This window comes from Pseudomonas rhodesiae (assembly GCF_013285305.1).
In the GTDB taxonomy this organism is placed as follows: Bacteria; Pseudomonadota; Gammaproteobacteria; order Pseudomonadales; family Pseudomonadaceae; genus Aquipseudomonas; species Aquipseudomonas rhodesiae.
The window spans coordinates 554748-572895 of the sequence record NZ_CP054205.1 but is presented as its reverse complement, the minus strand read 5'-3'; the positions used below and the strand labels follow the sequence as shown (position 1 = coordinate 572895).

At 60.0% G+C, this 18148-nt stretch carries 2 protein-coding genes; both read right to left on the bottom strand.

All coding sequences use genetic code 11. The annotated features are described in order from the left end of the window. Positions 1-41 precede the first annotated feature (41 nt). Entirely contained in the window at positions 42-380 is a 339-nt protein-coding gene (locus tag HRH33_RS02455) for a tryptophan synthase subunit beta (protein WP_167416715.1), read from the bottom strand. 123 nt (positions 381-503) lie between these two features. Then, complete coding sequence (locus HRH33_RS02450; RefSeq protein WP_173603357.1) at positions 504-18128, bottom strand: retention module-containing protein; 17625 nt, start codon at positions 18126-18128, stop codon at positions 504-506. Positions 18129-18148 lie beyond the last annotated feature (20 nt).

The window sequence follows — 18148 nt, the reverse complement described above, 5'->3', positions numbered from 1 at the left end:
CGCCTCCTTGACGGTCATGCCGTGAAGGAGGTGCAGGCGGCTCAGATCAAGCCGGTTTCATCGTCATTGATCAGCTCGCTCAACCCGCCCAATGCTGCCCGGGCATGGGTACGTTCGAGGAACTTGGCCTGCGCGGCGGGCGGCAAGTCCGTGATGCTCATGACGTTCTTGGTGATCAGAACCTGGATCAAGTCGTCCAGCACCCGAATCATCTCAAAGTCACTTTGCTTGAGCTGCTTGAGGCTGTTGTCGACCACATCGTCGGCAAACCACGCCTGTATCTCATGATGGTCGGCCGGTAGCGTCTCGGTCGCTTCGGCATAGGCCTGCGCCTCGACACGGATCAAAGCGTTGTTTTGATCGCGTTGCACGTAGAACATCAACGTTCTCCCAATAAAAAATCCCTGCAGGTGCCGCGCACGGCCTCTGCAGAGATTACACACATTTGCTCGACGCTGATGCCCACGCAGCGCCAATCCCGAAAGATTGGCGCTGCTGGGTAATCAGTCGTGGTGCTTGACGGTCAGGTCGCCACCGGCGATCAGGTTGTTGATCGCGGAGCTGCCAGCACCCCAGTTGGCGCCATCGACCTTGATGGTGACATCTGCCGTGCCGCCACCCGACGCGGTGAACGCCCCGGTGCTGCTGACGCTCAGCGTCGAGTTGCCCGACGCGTCGGTGGTCAGCTGCAGGTACTTGGACAAGTTGTTGTCGTTATTGCCTTGCAGCAAATCGGACAGGTCCAGCTTGTCGCCTTCGCTGTGCTTGAAGTCAGTGATGCGATCAAAGCCGCCATTGGTGTTGGTGTCGCCTTTGAGCCAGACGAAGGTATCGGCACCCGCGCCGCCGGTGAGGATGTCGTTACCCTTGCCGCCCACCAGGATGTCATTACCGGCACCGCCGGAGAGGGTGTCGTTGCCGCCCTGGCCGAACAGGATGTCATTGCCGGCATTGCCGATCAGGGTGTCGCCGCCGTCCTTGGTACCGTAGATGTTCGACGCGCTGGCCAAGGCACCGATGTCTTGCACATGCTCAGTGATGTACTGATGCAAGGTGCGGTCATCGATGTGGTCGACGGTAGTGGACAGCTTCTCGGCGGCGAAGGCCTTGAGTGCGGCACTGCCTTCCTGACCGTTGTAGCTGATCAGGTCACCGAAGATGATGTCGTTGCCCGAACCGCCGGAAACGCTGTCGGCACCGGTATCGGCCGTGTGGCCGGTAATGGTATCCGCCAGTTTCGCGGTGTCGATGGTGCTGACCGTCTTGTCGGTATCGAAGTACTTCTGGAGCATGTCTTTATCGACGTTATTGCCCAGACCAATGGCTTGTACCTCGACCCCGCCCGCGACGGAAGTCGTCAGCGCCGTGTAAGCGTCTTTGGCGTATTCCAACGCATAATCGGTCCAGCCCGAACTGCTGGCAGCCCCCGCCACGTTGAAACCACCGTGGCCATCGGACACGACATAGCCTTCAAAGGTCTTGGTGCCGGACGAGTTGTACGAGTACACCTTGCCGTCCTTGTCGACGATGACCTGTGTCTGACCGTAGATCGTAGCGGTGACCGGAGTGCTTTGACCCAGGGTGTAGGTGGAGCCGTTGACCTTGCTATCGAAGGTCACGTTGGAGCCCCACCAGGAGCTGGTATACCCCAGGCTAATGTTGTCGTACGTCGCGTTGTAGACGTTCGGCTCACCGTCGGTAATGAAATACGTCAGGTTTTTTGCACCAGCGTTGCTGGTGGCGTCGCTGCTCTTGAACCAGTTGGTAGCCGCGTTAAAGGCATCCTGATAGTTGGTTACATCGCTTGGGTTGGACGCCATGTTGTTCAACACCGCCTGCAGGGCAGCCTTGGCGGCAGCCTGGTCGGCCAGGTTGACCGATACCTGCGATTCAACCTTGGTATCGAAGTCGACCAACAATACTTTCACCACGCCCGACCCTGTCATCTTCGCGTTCGCGATCAAGGTATCGAAAATGCCGGAAAGCTGGGTTTTGATCGACGTCATCGCACTCGACCCGATACTGCCCGAGGTGTCGACGATAAACGCGATGTTGTAGTTGCTGCCCGGCGTGGTGATGCCGCCCTTGTCGCCGACCACGATGTTGTTGGCCGAGCTGGAGCCCAGGTCGATGGTATCCGCCGCCGCACCGCCTTCAGTGACCGGGGTGTAGACCTGAGGCTTGACTGTGATGGTGGTCGTTGCCACCGACGAACTCAGGCTGTTGCTGCCTTCGTTGTCCATCACCGAAATGTCGATGGTGCGATCACCAAGGGACGGGTATTTGCCGGTGTTGGAGTACTGGAACGACTCAAGCAGCGCCTTGTAGGTCGCGACATCAGCCACGCCCGACAGGGTCAGTACGATCTTACCGCTGACGTCCGTGCCGACGCTGGTCACGGTGACACCTTTGTAGGTACCGCCCACCGCCACCAGGTTGGAGCTGAGCACATCACCCGAACTGGCGTTTTTCAGGGTGATGGTCGCGCTTTGCATCTGGCTGCTGTCGACGTCACTGATGGCCACATTGCCGGTAATCGCAACACCATTGGTGCCCCGCTCGGTGTACGAGGCGCTGAAGCCCGTGGCGACAGAACCGTCGGCGATGCTGAGGTCCAGGGTCGGCGCGTCGTTGACCGCAGTGACCACGATGCTCACTTTGCCGGTGGTCACCGCTTCCACACCGGTGCTCGACTCTTTGGCCGTCGCTTTTACGGTGATATCGAAGCTGGCGGTCGAATCCTTGAACGGCGTAACCGTCAGGGTCTTCAGGTTCCAGGTGCTGACATCATAGAGCGCGCTGGCACCGGTCGAGGTATAGCTGGCGCCAGTGCTAGTGTCGGTAATCACGGTGCCTTTGGGCAGGCCGCTGATTTCCACCTTGTGGGTTTCCGAGCCATCGTTGTCGACAAACGTGGTAGTGATCGGTGCCACCTTGATGGCGGTGTCTTCCAACCCATGGTTGTAGACATAGCCGGTGTAATAGCCTTCGCCATTGACCACATGGCTGTCGCCCAGCACCGCGCCGGCCGCTTTCAAGGCGTCCACGCTGGTGTAGGTCTGCACGCCGCTGTTGCCCAGCGACATCGACGGGCCATTGTTGATCGACACATTGACGTCGTAGTTGCCCGCGCCGGCCTGGTTGTAGTGGTAGATATCGAGGGTGTAATAGCCCGACTCGCTCGGCGTGTAGGCCGTTCCGGTGATCGCGCTGCCCTTGCTCCAGGTTTCGGTCGCGACCAGCTTGCCGCCCACGGTGATTGCCAGGCTGTCGTCGGCCGTACCGGTGAAGGTGTAGCTCTTACCCGCTTCCAGATAGATCAGGCCGGAGACCTTAGTCGCGGTGCCGTCCGCCACATTGGTGTTGCTGACGTCGCTGGTCACACCCGTGGAGACGGCGCTGGCAGCGGTCTTGGCGTCGATCACTTTGATCAGATCGCTGGAGTTGACCACACCGTTACCGTTGGTCCCCAAGTCAGTGCGCAGGTTACCGCCGCTCCAGGTCTGAATGGTCAGGCCGGTCGGCACAGCGCTGAATGCGCCGACCGTCACGACAGGAACGTCCGTCACCGGGTGGATATCCACCGTGATGGTTTTGGTGTCGCTGTAGGAGTTGCCGTCGGTTGCCTGGAACTTCAGTTGGGTGTAATCGCCTTGCATGTTACCCACACCGGTGCCGCCGAAGCTGTTGTCGCCTGATTCGTTGGCTGCCGGGGTGTAACGTACGTTGTGACTATCGAAGTCAGCCTGGCTGAACGCCTTGCCCGCCGAGGTATCGGTCTTCAGATCGGCCACGGTCAGTTTGACCCACGTACCGTTGACGTTGTACTCGATGGAACCGGCAGGGAGGCTGGTGAACACCACTTTCGGGTTCGTGGAGTCCTCATCCTTGACGCCGAAGGTCGCCCAGGTCAGTTCGACCGAGGTGTCTTCGTTGCTCTGGATGAAACCGTCGGTGGCGGTCGGGGCGTCATCGACCAGAGTCACGCTCGGCTGGCCATTAGCGGTCGAGCTGGCGTTATCAGCGTCGGTAACGGTCAGGTCGATCTTCGGCAGTTGGTGGCCGGAGTTGACCCAATCGGCGCCCTTCTGCGTCAGCACTACGTTAGTGCCGGACAGGGTGTAGTAACCATCGTTGTTGGTCCCGGCAGTGAAGGCGACCTTCAGGTTGGCGACCGGCGTTTCTTCGTCGGAGGCCGTGAAGGTACCGGCGACGGTGCCGACTTTCGCGGTGTTCTCAACGATAGTGGTGCCGGTCACGGTGATGACCGGAGCATCGTTCACCAGGGTGACGCTCGGCTGACCATTGGCGGTCGAACTGGCGTTATCAGCATCGGTAACGGTCAGATCGATCTTCGGCAGTTGGTGGCCGGAGTTGACCCAATCGGCGCCCTTCTGCGTCAGCACTACGTCGGTACCCGACAGGGTGTAGTAACCGTCGTTGTTGGTGCCGGCAGTGAAGGCGACCTTCAGGTTGGCGACCGGCGTTTCTTCGTCGGAGGCCGTGAAGGTACCAGCGACGGTGCCGACCTTCGCGGTGTTCTCAACGATAGTGGTGCCGGTCACGGTGATGACCGGAGCGTCGTTGACCAGGGTGACGCTCGGTTGCGCGTTGGCGGTCGAGCTGGCGTTGTCAGCGTCGGTCACGGTCAGGTCGATCTTCGGCAGTTGGTGGCCGGAGTTGACCCAATCGGCGCCTTTCTGCGTCAGCACTACGTCGGTACCCGACAGGGTGTAGTAGCCGTCGTTGTTGGTCCCGGCAGTGAAGGCGACCTTCAGGTTGGCGACCGGCGTTTCTTCGTCGGAGGCCGTGAAAGTACCGGCGACGGTGCCGACCTTCGCGGTGTTCTCAACGATAGTGGTGCCGGTCACGGTGATGACCGGAGCGTCGTTGACCAGGGTGACGCTCGGTTGCGCGTTGGCGGTCGAGCTGGCGTTGTCAGCGTCGGTCACGGTCAGGTCGATCTTCGGCAGTTGGTGGCCGGAGTTGACCCAATCGGCACCTTTCTGAGTCAGTACAACGTCGGTGCCCGACAGAGTGTAGTAGCCGTCGTTGTTGGTGCCGGCAGTGAAGGCGACCTTCAGGTTGGCGACCGGCGTTTCTTCGTCGGAGGCCGTGAAGGTACCGGCAACGGTGCCGACTTTAGCGGTGTTCTCAACGATAGTGGTGCCGGTCACGGTGATGACCGGAGCATCGTTCACCAGGGTGACGCTCGGCTGCGCGTCATTGTGCGACGTGGCGTTGTCGGCGTCGGTGACGGTCAGGTCGATTTTCGGCAACTGGTGGCCGGAGTTGACCCAATCGGCGCCTTTCTGCGTCAGGACCACGTCGGTACCCGACAGGGTGTAGTAACCGTCGTTGTTGGTGCCGGCAGTGAAGGCGACCTTCAGGTTGGCGACCGGCGTTTCTTCGTCGGAGGCCGTGAAGGTAGCAGCGACGGTGCCGACCTTCGCGGTGTTCTCAACGATAGTGGTGCCGGTCACGGTGATGACCGGAGCGTCGTTGACCAGGGTGACGCTCGGTTGCGCGTTGGCGGTCGAGCTGGCGTTATCAGCATCGGTAACGGTCAGATCGATCTTCGGCAGTTGGTGGCCGGAGTTGACCCAATCGGCGCCTTTCTGAGTCAGAACCACGTCGGTGCCAGACAGGGCATAGTAGCCGTCGTTGTTGGTACCGGCAGTGAAGGTGACTTTCAGATCGGCAACTGCGGTTTCTTCGTCGGTCGCGGTGAAGCGGCCGGCGACGGTGCCTTCTTTGGCGTCGTTTTCCGTCAGGGTGTTGGCTTCGACGGCGATAACCGGGATGTCGTTGACCAGAGTCACGGTCGGCTGGCCATTCGCGGTCGAGCTGGCGTTGTCAGCGTCGGTCACGGTCAGGTCGATCTTCGGCAACTGGTTGCCGGCGTTGACCCAATCGGCGCCTTTCTGAGTCAGAACCACGTCTGTGCCAGACAGGGCGTAGTAGCCGTCGTTGTTGGTACCGGCGGTGAATGTGACCTTCAGATCAGCAACCGAAGTCTCTTCGTCAGTCGCAGTGAAGCGGCCCGCCACGGTGCCTTCTTTGGCGTCGTTTTCCGTCAGGGTGTTGACTTCGACGGCGATAACCGGGATGTCGTTGACCAGAGTCACGGTCGGCTGGCCATTCGCGGTCGAGCTGGCGTTGTCAGCGTCGGTCACGGTCAGGTCGATTTTAGGCAACTGGTTGCCAGCGTTGACCCAATCGGCGCCTTTCTGCGTCAGCACCACGTCGGTGCCGGAAATCGCGTAGTAACCATCGGCGTTAGTACCGGCGGTGAAGGTGACCTTCAGATCAGCAACCGGCGTTTCTTCGTCAGTCGCAGTAAAGCGGCCGGCCACGGTGCCTTCTTTGGCGTCGTTTTCGGTCAGGGTGTTGGCTTCCACGGCGATAACCGGGATGTCGTTGACCAAGGTGACGGTCGGCTGGCCATTCGCGGTCGAGCTGGCGTTGTCAGCGTCGGTCACGGTCAGGTCGATTTTAGGCAACTGGTTGCCAGCGTTGACCCAATCGGCGCCTTTCTGCGTCAGCACCACGTCGGTGCCGGAAATCGCGTAGTAACCATCGGCGTTAGTACCGGCGGTGAAGGTGACCTTCAGATCGGCAACCGGCGTTTCTTCGTCAGTCGCAGTGAAGCGACCGGCCACGGTGCCTTCTTTGGCGTCGTTTTCAGTCAGGGTGTTGGCTTCGACGGCGATAACTGGGATGTCGTTAACCAAGGTGACGGTCGGCTGACCATTGGCGGTCGAGCTGGCGTTGTCAGCGTCGGTCACGGTCAGGTCGATCTTCGGCAACTGGTTGCCGGCGTTAACCCAATCGGCGCCTTTCTGAGTCAGAACCACGTCTGTGCCAGACAGGGCGTAGTAGCCGTCGTTGTTGGTACCGGCGGTGAAGGTGACCTTCAAATCAGCAACCGAAGTCTCTTCGTCAGTCGCAGTGAAGCGGCCCGCTACGGTGCCTTCTTTGGCATCGTTTTCCGTCAGGGTGTTGGCTTCGACGGCGATAACTGGGATGTCGTTGACCAGAGTGACGCTCGGCTGGCCGTTGGCGCTGGAGCTGGCGTTGTCAGCATCAGTGACGGTCAGGTCGATCTTCGGCAACTGGTTGCCGGCGTTAACCCAATCGGCGCCTTTCTGAGTCAGAACCACGTCTGTGCCAGACAGGGCGTAGTAGCCGTCGTTGTTGGTGCCGGCGGTGAAGGTGACCTTCAGATCGGCAACCGGCGTTTCTTCGTCAGTCGCAGTAAAGCGGCCGGCCACGGTGCCTTCTTTGGCGTCGTTTTCGGTCAGGGTGTTGGCTTCGACGGCGATAACTGGGATGTCGTTGACCAGAGTGACGCTCGGCTGGCCGTTGGCGCTGGAGCTGGCGTTGTCAGCATCAGTCACGGTCAGGTCAATTTTCGGCAGTTGATTACCGGCATTAACCCAATCAGCACCTTTCTGCGTCAGTACAACGTCGGTGCCAGAAATCGCGTAGTAACCGTCGGTGTTCGTGCCGGCAGTGAAAGTGACCTTCAGATCGGCAACCGGGGTTTCTTCGTCAGTCGCAGTAAAGCGGCCGGCCACGGTGCCTTCTTTGGCGTCGTTTTCGGTCAGGGTGTTCGCTTCGACGCTAATAACCGGGATGTCGTTAACCAAGGTGACGCTCGGCTGGCCGTTGGCGCTGGAGCTGGCGTTGTCAGCATCAGTCACGGTCAGGTCAATTTTCGGCAGTTGATTACCGGCATTAACCCAATCAGCACCTTTCTGCGTCAGTACAACGTCGGTGCCAGAAATCGCGTAGTAACCGTCGGTGTTCGTGCCGGCAGTGAAAGTGACTTTCAGATCGGCAACCGGCGTTTCTTCGTCGGTTGCAGTGAAGCGGCCGGCGACGGTGCCTTCTTTGGCATCGTTTTCCGTCAGGGTGTTCGCTTCGACGCTAATAACCGGGATGTCGTTAACCAAGGTGACGCTCGGCTGGCCGTTGGCGCTGGAGCTGGCGTTGTCAGCATCAGTCACGGTCAGGTCAATTTTCGGCAGTTGATTACCGGCATTAACCCAATCAGCACCTTTCTGCGTCAGTACAACGTCGGTGCCAGAAATCGCGTAGTAACCGTCGGTGTTCGTGCCGGCAGTGAAAGTGACTTTCAGATCGGCAACCGGCGTTTCTTCGTCGGTTGCAGTGAAGCGGCCGGCGACGGTGCCTTCTTTGGCATCGTTTTCGGTCAGGGTGTTGGCTTCAACGGCGATAACCGGGATGTCGTTAACCAACGTCACGGTCGGCTGGCCGTTGGCGCTGGAGCTGGCGTTATCGGCGTCAGTGACGGTCAGGTCAATTTTCGGCAGTTGATTACCGGCGTTGACCCAATCGGCGCCTTTCTGCGTCAGCACTACGTCGGTACCCGACAGGGTGTAGTAACCGTCGTTGTTGGTACCGGCGGTGAAGGTGACTTTCAGATCAGCAACCGGCGTTTCTTCGTCAGTCGCAGTGAAGCGGCCCGCTACGGTGCCTTCTTTGGCATCGTTTTCCGTCAGGGTGTTGGCTTCGACGGCGATAACCGGGATGTCGTTGACCAGAGTCACGGTCGGCTGGCCATTCGCGGTCGAGCTGGCGTTGTCAGCGTCGGTGACGGTCAGGTCGATCTTCGGCAGTTGATTGCCGGCGTTGACCCAATCGGCACCTTTTTGAGTCAGCACCACATCGGTACCCGACAGGGCGTAGTAACCGTCGGTGTTAGTACCGGAAGTGAACGCAACCTTCAGATCAGCAACCGGCGTTTCTTCGTCAGTCGCGGTGAAGCGACCCGCCACGGTGCCTTCTTTGGCATCGTTCTCTGTCAGGGTGTTGGCTTCAACGCTGATGAGCGGAGCATCATTGACCAAAGTGACAGCTGGCGTCGCCGCATCGTGCGCGCTGCCTTTGTCGGTGTCTGTGACGGTCAGATCGATCGGCGGCAGTTTATTGCCCGCGTTAACGAAGTTCGCGCCCGCCAAGGTCAGTACCACGGCGTTGGCAACGATGGCGTAGTAGCCATCCTTGTTGCTGTCGCCAGTGAAAGTGACTTTCAGGTCGGCAACCGGGGTTTCAATATCGCTGACGGTAAAGGTGCCCGCCACGGTGCCTTCACTGACGTTGCCTTCCACCAGCGGATTGGCCACCACATCAATCACGGGCAGGTCGTTGACCGCAATCACGTTAATCGGCAGCGTAATCGACTCGGACTTCGGCGCCGCATCGCCGTCTTGCGCGGTGGCGGTCACGGTGAGGTTCACCAGGCCGTTGGCATTCGGCGCCGGATTGAAGACCAGCGTGGCCTTGTTCCAATCGCTGATGTCGATGCTTTGATTGCCGGCCGACGCGGTAAAGGTGTGGCCCGCGCCATCAGAAATCGTCGCGCCTTCCGGAACGCCACTGATCTCCAGCTTGAGCGTCTCCGAGCCATCCTTGTCGGTGGCGTAAGCGTCAATCGCGGACAACTTGATCGCGTGGTCTTCAAGACCGGTGTTCAGTACCTGGGTGACGCTGATGTTGTCCATCACGCCGCCCAGCGAATTGCTGTCTGGCGCCTTGAATTCGAGCTTGGCATCACCGTCAGCGGTGACAGGCACCACGAAGGTGTAGGTCTTCATGCCAACGGTGGTTGCATCCAGGGTGCCGACTTTGACGCCGCCCCAGAAAACGTCGATCACCGAGTTATTTTCGGCGCCCGCACGCGGCGAGTAGTCGACACTGATGCTGTACGCCGTGCCGCTTTCAGCCTTGATGATGGTGTACAAGCTGGCGTCGTCGCCGGGATTTTTCTCAAGTTCGATGACTTGGCTATTGTCCGGCGTGTTGACACCGTAGACGCCGCTCTGGCCGATCTCGACCTTGCCGTCGCTGTTACCGGTCAACCACTGGGTCGTCGGAGCAGTGCCGGCTGCGTTATTGGCATCACCGACCGCGACCGTGCCCCACCCACCGTTGATCGGGGCGCTGTCGAAGTTGATCGAGCTCACAACGCCGCCGCCCAACAGGCCCAGGTGCGGGGTGTCGGTGACTGGCGCGATGGTAACTGCAGCGGTCGTCTCGCCGCTGGCTTTGCCGCCATCGTCGACGGCGTTAAAGGTGAGCGAAGTACTGCCGCTCCAGTCAGCGGTTGGGGAGAAGTACACCGAAGCCTTGCCATCAGCGCCTGCCGGTACCGAATCGCCGACTTTAAGTTCGGTGGTCAGGCTGGCATCGCTGTACAGCTTGCCGTTTTCCGGCAAGGTGGTGATGACGAACTTGGCGACGGAGCCATCCACATCGACGCCGCTCAGCACGATTGTGGCGGCGTGGTCTTCGTCGGCGCTAGATGGGGTAGCCGATGCAGTCGGTGCATCGTTGAATAGTTCGATTGCGACCTTGCCGGTGGCACTGCCGGTTTCCGGCGGCTCGCGGTCAAGGTTACCGCCACCGATATCGGTCACGTCGATGGTGACGTTGCGATCCGTGCCGACCGGGTTATCGCCGGGGCTCTTGAAGGTGATCGCTTCAACCACTTTGATGAAATCGGCGGCACTGCTACCGGCTGGCGAGTTGCTGGTGAGGGTGTAGACGATTTTGCCATCGGCGGCACTGCCGCTTTGGGTGATGGTAATACCGGCAACGGCCAGGGCCTTGAGCACATCGGCGCTGCTGAGCACATCACCGGACGCCAGATGGTCAACCGTGACCACCACTTTGCTGAAGGTGGAGTTGTCGACGTCGCTGATGCTCAGGTTTTTGACCAGTGCACCGCCTTCGGTTTGTTCGGTAAAGGTGGTGCTGTCGAATGAGACCTGCGGTGGATCGTTGACCGGAACCACGTAGACCACAGAGGTCACAGGGGCCGAGTCCAATTCGCCGTCATTTACAGTGATGGTCAGGGTGCGGTCGGTGGCAACCGGGTTCTGGCTTTCACTGGCGAAATGCACCGAACGCAGGACTTCCTGGTATTCGGCCTTGGTGGCGTCACCAGACAGGCTGAGTACGCCGGTTGCCTTGTCATAGGTAACGGCGATTTTCGGGTTGCTGACATCCGCGATCAGCACGTCACCGGCCAGAGGGTTGACCAATGTGACTTTGGCACTTTGCAGGTTGCTGTTGTCGACGTCACTGACGGTCAGATTCGCCGCTACGTAGCCGCCTGGCTTGCCTTCGATGTAGGTGTCGCCAAAGTTGTTGGTCGAGGCATTGCCAAGCACAGGGGCATCGTTGACCGGCGTGATGGTCAGGTCGAGAGTGCTGCTGGAGCCGGTATTGGTGGTGTAGCCGATCTGTGGCACCGCGCCGTTGTAATCCTTAACCGGCGTGAAGGTGTAATCACCATTGCTGGCGATGGTGATGGTACCAACGCCCGCAATAGTTGCCGGCTTGCCTGCTTCGTAGGAAGCGCCATCCACGGTGAACGACTTGACCGTCAGGTCACTGTCTTCATCGGTGTCGTTGCTCAACACATTGCCGATGACATCGTGGTCTTCCAGGGCGGTACCGGTGTCCGGGAGCAATACGCTGGCGTCGTCGACCAAAGTGACGGTGGGTTGGCCGGTCGCGCTGGAGCTGGCGTTATCGGCGTCAGTGACGGTCAGGTCAATTTTCGGCAGTTGATTACCGGCGTTGACCCAATCGGCACCTTTCTGCGTCAGGACAACGTCGGTGCCCGACAGGGCGTAGTAGCCGTCGTTGTTGGTGCCGGCGGTGAAGGTGACCTTCAGATCGGCAACCGGGGTTTCTTCGTCGGTCGCGGTGAAGCGGCCAGCGACGGTGCCTTCTTTGGCGTCGTTTTCAGTCAGGGTGTTGGCTTCGACGGCGATAACCGGGATGTCGTTGACCAAGGTGACGGTCGGCTGACCATTGGCGGTCGAGCTGGCGTTGTCAGCGTCGGTCACGGTCAGGTCGATCTTCGGCAGTTGATTGCCGGCGTTGACCCAATCGGCGCCTTTCTGAGTCAGAACCACGTCTGTGCCAGACAGGGCGTAGTAGCCGTCGGTGTTGGTACCCGCAGTGAAGGTGACCTTCAGATCAGCAACCGGCGTTTCTTCGTCAGTCGCGGTGAAGCGGCCAGCGACGGTGCCTTCTTTGGCATCGTTTTCCGTCAGGGTGTTCGCTTCGACGCTGATAACCGGGATGTCGTTGACCAAGGTGACGGTCGGCTGGCCGTTGGCGTTGGAGCTAGCGTTATCGGCATCAGTGACGGTCAGGTCGATCTTCGGCAGTTGATTGCCGGCGTTGACCCAATCGGCGCCTTTCTGGGTCAGCACTACGTCGGTGCCGGAAATCGCGTAGTAACCGTCGGCGTTAGTACCGGCGGTGAAGGTGACCTTCAGATCAGCAACCGGCGTTTCTTCGTCGGTCGCGGTGAAGCGGCCGGCGACGGTGCCTTCTTTGGCGTCGTTTTCCGTCAGGGTGTTGGCTTCGACGCTGATAACCGGGATGTCGTTGACCAAAGTGACGGTGGGTTGGCCGGTCGCGCTGGAGCTGGCGTTATCGGCGTCCGTGACGGTCAGGTCGATCTTCGGCAGTTGATTGCCGGCGTTGACCCAATCGGCGCCTTTCTGCGTCAGGACCACGTCGGTGCCGGAAATCGCATAGTAACCGTCGTTGTTGGTACCGGCGGTGAAGGTGACTTTCAGATCAGCAACTGGGGTTTCTTCGTCAGTCGCGGTGAAGCGGCCAGCGACGGTGCCTTCTTTGGCGTCGTTTTCCGTCAGGGTGTTGGCTTCGACGGCGATAACCGGGATGTCGTTGACCAAGGTCACGGTCGGCTGGCCATTCGCGGTCGAGCTGGCGTTGTCGGCGTCAGTGACGGTCAAGTCGATCTTCGGCAGTTGATTACCGGCGTTAACCCAATCAGCACCTTTCTGCGTCAGCACCACATCGGTGCCGGAAATCGCGTAGTAACCGTCGGCGTTAGTACCGGCGGTGAAGGTGACTTTCAGATCAGCAACCGGAGTTTCTTCATCGGTCGCGGTGAAGCGGCCAGCGACGGTGCCTTCTTTGGCGTCGTTTTCCGTCAGGGTGTTGGCTTCGACGGCGATAACCGGGATGTCGTTGACCAAGGTCACGGTCGGCTGGCCATTGGCGGTCGAGCTGGCGTTATCGGCGTCAGTGACGGTCAGGTCGATCTTAGGCAACTGGTTGCCGGCGTTGACCCAGTCGGCGCCTTTCTGCGTCAGGACCACATCGGTGCCCGACAGCGCGTAGTAGCCGTCGTTGTTGGTACCGGCTGTGAAGGTGACCTTCAGATCAGCAACCGGCGTTTCTTCGTCAGTCGCGGTGAAGCGGCCGGCGACGGTGCCTTCTTTGGCATCGTTTTCCGTCAGGGTGTTGGCTTCGACGGCGATAACTGGGATGTCGTTAACCAGAGTGACGCTCGGTTGGCCGGTCGCGCTGGAGCTGGCGTTATCGGCGTCAGTGACGGTCAGGTCGATCTTCGGCAGTTGATTGCCGGCGTTGACCCAATCGGCACCTTTTTGAGTCAGCACCACATCGGTACCCGACAGGGCGTAGTAGCCGTCGGTGTTGGTACCGGCGGTGAAGGTGACTTTCAGATCAGCAACCGGGGTTTCTTCGTCAGTCGCAGTAAAGCGGCCGGCCACGGTGCCTTCTTTGGCGTCGTTTTCGGTCAGGGTGTTCGCTTCGACGCTGATAACCGGGATGTCGTTAACCAGAGTGACGCTCGGTTGGCCGGTCGCGCTGGAGCTGGCGTTATCGGCGTCAGTGACGGTCAGGTCGATCTTCGGCAACTGGTTGCCGGCGTTGACCCAATCGGCACCTTTTTGAGTCAGCACCACATCGGTGCCCGACAGGGCGTAGTAGCCGTCGGTGTTGGTACCCGCAGTGAAGGTGACCTTCAGATCAGCAACAGGGGTTTCTTCGTCAGTCGCAGTGAAGCGGCCCGCTACGGTGCCTTCTTTGGCATCGTTTTCCGTCAGGGTGTTGGCTTCGACGGCGATAACCGGAATGTCGTTGACCAGAGTGACGGTAGGTTGGCCGTTAGCGCTGGAACTGGCGTTATCGGCATCAGTGACGGTCAGGTCGATCTTCGGCAGTTGATTGCCGGCGTTGACCCAATCGGCACCTTTTTGAGTCAGCACCACATCGGTACCCGACAGGGCGTAGTAGCCGTCGGTGTTGGTACCCGCAGTGAAAGTGACCTTCAGATCAGCAACCGGGGTTTCTTCGTCAGTCGCGGTGAAGCGGCCAGCGACGGTGCCTTCTTTGGCGTCGTTTTCGGTCAGGGTGTTCGCTTCGACGCTGATAACCGGGATGTCGTTAACCAGAGTGACGCTCGGTTGGCCGGTCGCGCTGGAGCTGGCGTTATCGGCGTCAGTGACGGTCAGGTCAATTTTCGGCAGTTGATTACCGGCGTTGACCCAATCGGCACCTTTCTGCGTCAGGACAACGTCGGTGCCCGACAGGGCGTAGTAGCCGTCGTTGTTGGTGCCGGCGGTGAAGGTGACCTTCAGGTTGGCGACCGGCGTTTCTTCGTCAGTCGCAGTAAAGCGGCCGGCCACGGTGCCTTCTTTGGCGTCGTTTTCGGTCAGGGTGTTCGCTTCGACACTAATAACCGGGATGTCGTTAACCAAGGTGACGCTCGGCTGGCCGTTGGCGCTGGAGCTGGCGTTGTCAGCATCAGTCACGGTCAGGTCAATTTTCGGCAGTTGATTACCGGCATTAACCCAATCAGCGCCTTTCTGGGTCAGCACTACGTCGGTGCCCGACAGGGCGTAGTAACCGTCGTTGTTGGTGCCGGCGGTGAAGGTGACCTTCAGATCAGCAACCGGCGTTTCTTCGTCAGTCGCGGTGAAGCGGCCCGCTACGGTGCCTTCTTTGGCGTCGTTTTCCGTCAGGGTGTTGGCTTCGACGGCGATAACCGGGATGTCGTTGACCAAGGTCACGGTCGGCTGGCCATTGGCGGTCGAGCTGGCGTTATCGGCGTCAGTGACGGTCAGGTCGATCTTAGGCAACTGGTTGCCGGCGTTGACCCAGTCGGCGCCTTTCTGCGTCAGGACCACATCGGTGCCCGACAGCGCGTAGTAGCCGTCGTTGTTGGTACCGGCTGTGAAGGTGACCTTCAGATCAGCAACCGGCGTTTCTTCGTCAGTCGCGGTGAAGCGGCCGGCGACGGTGCCTTCTTTGGCATCGTTTTCCGTCAGGGTGTTGGCTTCGACGGCGATAACTGGGATGTCGTTGACCAGAGTGACGCTCGGTTGGCCGGTCGCGCTGGAGCTGGCGTTATCGGCGTCAGTGACGGTCAGGTCGATCTTAGGCAACTGGTTGCCGGCGTTGACCCAGTCGGCGCCTTTCTGCGTCAGGACCACATCGGTGCCCGACAGCGCGTAGTAGCCGTCGTTGTTGGTACCGGCTGTGAAGGTGACCTTCAGATCAGCAACCGGCGTTTCTTCGTCAGTCGCGGTGAAGCGGCCGGCGACGGTGCCTTCTTTGGCATCGTTTTCCGTCAGGGTGTTGGCTTCGACGGCGATAACTGGGATGTCGTTGACCAGAGTGACGCTCGGTTGGCCGGTCGCGCTGGAGCTGGCGTTATCGGCGTCAGTGACGGTCAGGTCGATCTTAGGCAACTGGTTGCCGGCGTTGACCCAGTCGGCGCCTTTCTGCGTCAGGACCACATCGGTGCCCGACAGCGCGTAGTAGCCGTCGTTGTTGGTACCGGCTGTGAAGGTGACCTTCAGATCAGCAACCGGCGTTTCTTCGTCAGTCGCGGTGAAGCGGCCGGCGACGGTGCCTTCTTTGGCATCGTTTTCCGTCAGGGTGTTGGCTTCGACGGCGATAACTGGGATGTCGTTGACCAGAGTGACGCTCGGTTGGCCGGTCGCGCTGGAGCTGGCGTTATCGGCGTCAGTGACGGTCAGGTCGATCTTCGGCAGTTGATTGCCGGCGTTGACCCAATCGGCGCCTTTCTGGGTCAGCACTACGTCGGTGCCCGACAGGGCGTAGTAGCCGTCGGTGTTAGTACCGGCGGTGAAGGTGACTTTCAGATCAGCAACCGGCGTTTCTTCATCAGTCGCGGTGAAGCGCCCGGCCACGGTGCCTTCTTTGGCGTCGTTTTCAGTCAGGGCGTTGGCTTCGACGCTGATAACCGGGATGTCGTTGACCAGAGTCACGGTCGGCTGGCCATTGGCGGTCGAGCTGACATTGTCAGCGTCGGTCACAGTCAAATCGATCTTCGGCAGTTGATTGCCGGCGTTGACCCAATCGGCGCCTTTCTGAGTCAGGACCACATCGGTGCCCGACAGGGCGTAGTAGCCGTCGGTGTTAGTACCGGCGGTGAAGGTGACTTTCAGATCAGCAACCGGCGTTTCTTCATCAGTCGCGGTGAAGCGCCCGGCCACGGTGCCTTCTTTGGCGTCGTTTTCAGTCAGGGCGTTGGCTTCGACGCTGATAACCGGGATGTCGTTGACCAGAGTCACGGTCGGCTGGCCATTGGCGGTCGAGCTGACATTGTCAGCGTCGGTCACAGTCAAATCGATCTTCGGCAGTTGATTGCCGGCGTTGACCCAGTCAGCACCTTTCTGCGTCAGTACAACGTCGGTGCCGGAAATCGCGTAGTAACCGTCCGCATTAGTACCTGCGGTGAACTTCACATCCAGCGCCTGGGTCGGCGTCTCTGCGTCACTGGCGGCAAATGTGCCTGCCACAGTGCCGGCTACCGCGGTGTTTTCAACCAGGGTGTTGGCCGACACTTCGATCACCGGCGCGTCGTTGACCGGCGTAATCGTCACGGTCAGCGTGCTGCTCGAACCGGTATTAGTGGTGTAGCCGATCTGCGGCACTTCGCCGCTGTAATCCTTGACCGGGGTGAACGTATACGCGCCATCGGTTCCAATCGTGATACTGCCCACGCCTGCGATAACAGCCGTCTGGCCCGCCGCGAAGGTGGTGCCGCCCACATTGAAGGTGGCGACGCTCAGCACATTGTCGATGTCGCTGTCGTTGCTCAGCACATTGCCGGTGGCGACGTTATCTTCGACGATCGTGTTGGTATCGGCGACCAGGACGCTGGGATCATCCACAGCAACAACGGTGGAAGTGGCCGGTGCGGGATTGATCGCCAGGTTTTCGTAGTTGCCGCCGGTGGCGCTGGTAATGGTGGCGCTGACCGTCAGGTCTTTGCCATCCGCCAGGTTGGCCGGGGTGTCGACACTGACCGTACCGGTGGTTTTACCGGCTTCGATGGTGATGGTCTGGTCGTTGGACAGTTTGATCACAACGTCGGTCTGCGCCGCGTTGGTGACGGTGGCGGTGTAGACGATCTTGCCACCCTCATCCACCGATGCCGTCGCGGTGAGCGTAACGGTGGTGGTGTCGATGGTGTCGTTGATCTGAGTGACCGCCGGCGTCGGGTCGGTGGTGATGATCAGGTTGCCGCCGCCGGACGTGCCGGCAATGGTGGCGGAGATCGACGAGGCGTCCAGGTAAGGGGTGTCATTACCGGCGAACGTAACGTTCAGCGCGCCGGAGGTCTGGCCGGCTGGGACCACAACAGAGAGGCCGTTGGACAAGGTGACGGTCAGGTCGCTGGTCGGGGCTTGCGTGATGAATACGGTGTAAACCACAACACCACCGGCTTCGGTGATGGTAGGCGTAGCGGTCAGGGTGATGGTGACGTTGCGCGGGTCGACGCCGTTGTTGTCAGCGCCGGTCAGGGCGTTAGCCACCGCATCCGCAGCGTTAAGACCGTTGGTCGGATAACCGATGGTAGGGTCGACCACGCCGGCCGTTGCTTCAAGCACGACAAAGCTATGGCCGCCGCCGACAGCGCCGTCAGCACCGGCTGCGGTCGGGCCCGCGGCGGTGGCTTCGAGGTCTTGGGTCGGGTCGGCGCCGGCAGCGATGGCCTGCTGCAATTCGGCGACGGACGGTGCTGCTTGAGCAGTGGCGGCGCTGAGGTCGGTGGTCGAGTCAGGTGCGTTGGCGCTCCACTGAGTGTCGCGGCCCAGATCAATCACGCGGCCGTCGGCCAGTTCCAGCGAAACGGCACCGGCCGGGCCTGTATCAATCTGCTCCCCTGCGAACAGGCGATCGCCTTCTACCAGCAGACGACGAATCCCTTCTGGGGATACCGCGAACACTTGACCGACAATGCTTTTGACGACCGCAACGCTGCTCATAAAAGACTCTCCGTGTATTG